The 2,980-nt window shown below is 55.4% G+C and carries 2 protein-coding genes; both read right to left on the bottom strand.

All coding sequences use genetic code 11. The annotated features are described in order from the left end of the window. Window positions 1-780 precede the first annotated feature (780 nt). The gene (locus HMPREF9453_RS10910) at window positions 781-2,268 is read right to left on the bottom strand and encodes an aldehyde dehydrogenase family protein (RefSeq protein ID WP_008860626.1); all 1,488 of its coding nucleotides are present in this window, start codon (window positions 2,266-2,268) and stop codon (window positions 781-783) included. Between the two features lie 487 nt (window positions 2,269-2,755). Beyond that, window positions 2,756-2,893 carry a hypothetical protein gene (locus HMPREF9453_RS12215; RefSeq protein ID WP_187368088.1) on the bottom strand — a complete coding sequence of 46 codons (138 nt, stop codon included), beginning with the start codon at window positions 2,891-2,893 and terminating at the stop codon, window positions 2,756-2,758. Window positions 2,894-2,980: the final 87 nt, after the last annotated feature.

Raw genomic sequence — 2,980 nt, 5'->3', positions numbered from 1 at the left:
CGTGGCCCTCTTCCCCTAAAGGGGACGCAAGGAACGTTACGGGATTAGCTGTCTGTGTCATATGTGACACAATATCCAGTGCCACCTATTTTCTCTTTTCCCCTTGAGGGGAAGTCCCGCGAAGCGGGAAAGGGTGTACGGGGCAGAGCACCGATAGAATGCTCCATCACGGTCCTGACCGCCAATCGGCGGCCCCCTGAGCGAAGCGATGCAACCTTTCTACACAACCCTTGGCACCGAGGGCCAGAGGCCCGATGGATGCCATAGGCCCCTCTGCGCCGCAGGCGCAGGCACCTACGGGAATGCTGGAAAGCACCACCTTTTGAACTCTTTGAACCCTCAAGCCCCATAGGGCGCCAGGGCAGTTGTATGGTTTTCGCCGACAAAGGCGGTATAAAAAATGGCGCCGAAGGCGCCGTACCTCCCCAGTGGGCACGGTCAGCCAACCGATAGGTAAGCCCTTTAATGGGCAGGCTAAGGGCCTACCTTGGCTGACTTGGAGGTCCTATGCAGGACCTCCACAATACTTCATACCTCCCGAGGGCGGAAGCCCGGAGCCCGTCCGGGAGGCGTCAGCCGGTCCCGGACAGAACCCTGGCAGCCCAGGGCCAAAGGCCCGGCGGCTGGCTCAACCCTCACACCCGTAAGGGCGTGTCAACCTTCGGGAATACTGGAAAGCACCGTCCCGGTCCCGATCCCGACCTACAGTCTCTCCGGGCTTCCCATTTCTTTCCATAAAAAAACTCCCTTCCCGGGGGAAAGGAGTTTTTTCAGCGGTCATTATTTAATGTCGTACATGCCGCTGACGCCTTCTTTGAGGTTGATGTAGATGTTCTTCATCTGGCTGTAGTGTTCCAGCATGACTTTATGGGTTTCTCTGCCGATACCGGACTGTTTGTAGCCGCCGAAGGGGGCGCCTGCAGGGAGGTCGTTGTAGGTGTTGACCCACATACGGCCGGTGCGGACTCCGCGGGCTACTTTGAGGGCGGTATTGATGTTCTTGGTGAATACGGCGCCGCCAAGGCCGTAAACGCTGTCGTTGGCCAGGGCGATGACTTCGTCGGCAGTTTTGAATTTCTGGATTACTACCACCGGTCCGAAGATTTCTTCCTGGCATACGCGGTCGCTGTTCTTGTCGGTGACAAGGATGGTAGGTTTCATGAAGAAGCCTTTGTCGCAGCCGTTTTCGGTGTATCTTTCGCCGCCGGTAATGAGTTTGGCGCCTTCGTCAATGCCGATCTGTACGTATTTCAGTACTTTGTCCTGCTGGGATTTGTAAATCTGGGCGCCCAGCTGGGTTTCTGGATCTGTGGGGTCACCGATCTTTACGCTTTCAAAGGTGGCTTTCAGGTGTTTTACAAATTCGTCAAAAATGCCTTCCTGTACGAAGAGGCGGGAGCCTGCGCAGCATACCTGTCCCTGGTTGAAGAGGATGCCTTTGCATGCGCCGTCTACGGCCTGGGCCAGGTCTGCATCGTCAAATACGATGTTGGCAGATTTGCCGCCCAGTTCCAGGGTGACGGGGATGAGTTTGTCGCAGGCAGCCTGGTATACGCCGTGGCCGACTTCGGTGGAACCGGTGAAGGCCAGTTTGTCCAGGTCCGGGTGGTCAAGGAGCCACTGACCGGATTTGGAGCCTTTGCCGGTGATGACGTTCAATACGCCCTTCGGAAGTACGTCCTGAATGAGACGGGTGAGTTCCATGAGGGAGAGGGATGTGTGGGAAGAGGGCTTAATGACGATGGTGTTTCCGGCTGCCAGGGCAGGAGCCAGTTTCCAGCATGCCATGGTGAAGGGGAAGTTCCAGGGAATGACCTGGCCTACTACACCTACCGGTTCATGGAGAATGAGGGACAGGGTGTTGTCGTCCAGCATGGTGGCAGAGCCTTCCCATGCACGGAGGCAGCCTGCAAAGTAGCGGAAATGGTCGCTGCCCAGGGGAATGTCGGCAGCTTTGGTTTCACGGATAGGTTTGCCGTTGTCCAGTGTTTCCACCAGTGCCAGGTGGTCTGCATTGGCATCAATAATATCTGCAATTTTCAGCAGGATGTTCTGCCTTTCAATAGGAGATGTTTTGGACCAGGCCGGAAGGGCTGCTCTTGCTGCCTTCACTGCGCTGTCCACGTCTTCTTTGGTTGCTTCTGCGAAATAAGCCAAGTGCTCGCCATTTGCCGGATTGTGGGCGTCAAAGGTAGCGCCGTCAGAAGCCGGAACGAATTCGCCGTTAATAAAGAGTCCATACTGTTCCTGAATGTCTGCTTTTGCCATACTAATACCTTCCTTTCAATCACTTGCGGGGTAAATCCCCTTTGTATGAGATGCTCCGCCGGAGTTTGTACGATATCCGGTAGTCCGGCGGGATGTTTCTTTCAGCAGCAGTAAGAAATACAACCTTTCATACTGTTCGATAGTCACTTTCTTCTGCTTCATCGCTGTAGTCATAGTATATCATGGACCGTTACAATATTCAAGAGTCTCGATAAGCATGGCTGAGGTTTTTCTATGTGTTGGACGCGCCATTGGACACACCTGCGGTGTGAAGGTTGACGGGGCTACGCCCCGAGGGTTCTTAAGGTCCGTAAGTTTGACGGCCCTTCGGGCCGAGGGTTGTGGTAGCGCCCTGCGGGCGCAGATTATAAAAAAAGGGGCGTGGCTAACGCCGCGGGTTGTGTAGAAAGGTTGTGTTCGCTTCGCTCAGGGGGCGACAGCGGCCCTGCCGCTGAGGGTGGTGGTGGCGCCCTTTGGGCGCAGAGTTTTATAAGCTGCCTGCGGCGGTCACGTCAGCATAGAGTATCATAATCAGGATTACCACCGTCCACCCCTTCGCCACTTTGTGGCCCTCTTCCCCTAAAGGGGACGCAAGGAGCGTTACGGGATTAGCTGTTTGTGTCATATGTGACACAATATCCAGTGCCACCTATTTTCTCGTTTCCCCTTGAGGGGAAGTCCCGCGAAGCGGGAAAGGGTGTACGGGGCAGAG

Source organism: Dialister succinatiphilus YIT 11850 (genome assembly GCF_000242435.1).
Taxonomy (GTDB): Bacteria; Bacillota; Negativicutes; order Veillonellales; family Dialisteraceae; genus Dialister; species Dialister succinatiphilus.
Note: the sequence above shows the minus strand (reverse complement) of the source record. Positions and strands in the feature narration are given on the sequence as shown.

Excerpts from the sequence above, each read along its gene's own strand:
- HMPREF9453_RS10910 (WP_008860626.1), bottom strand. The coding sequence starts at position 2,268 with ATGGCAAAAGCAGACATTCAGGAACAGTATGGACTCTTTATTAACGGC.
- HMPREF9453_RS12215 (WP_187368088.1), bottom strand. The coding sequence starts at position 2,893 with ATGACACAAACAGCTAATCCCGTAACGCTCCTTGCGTCCCCTTTAGGG.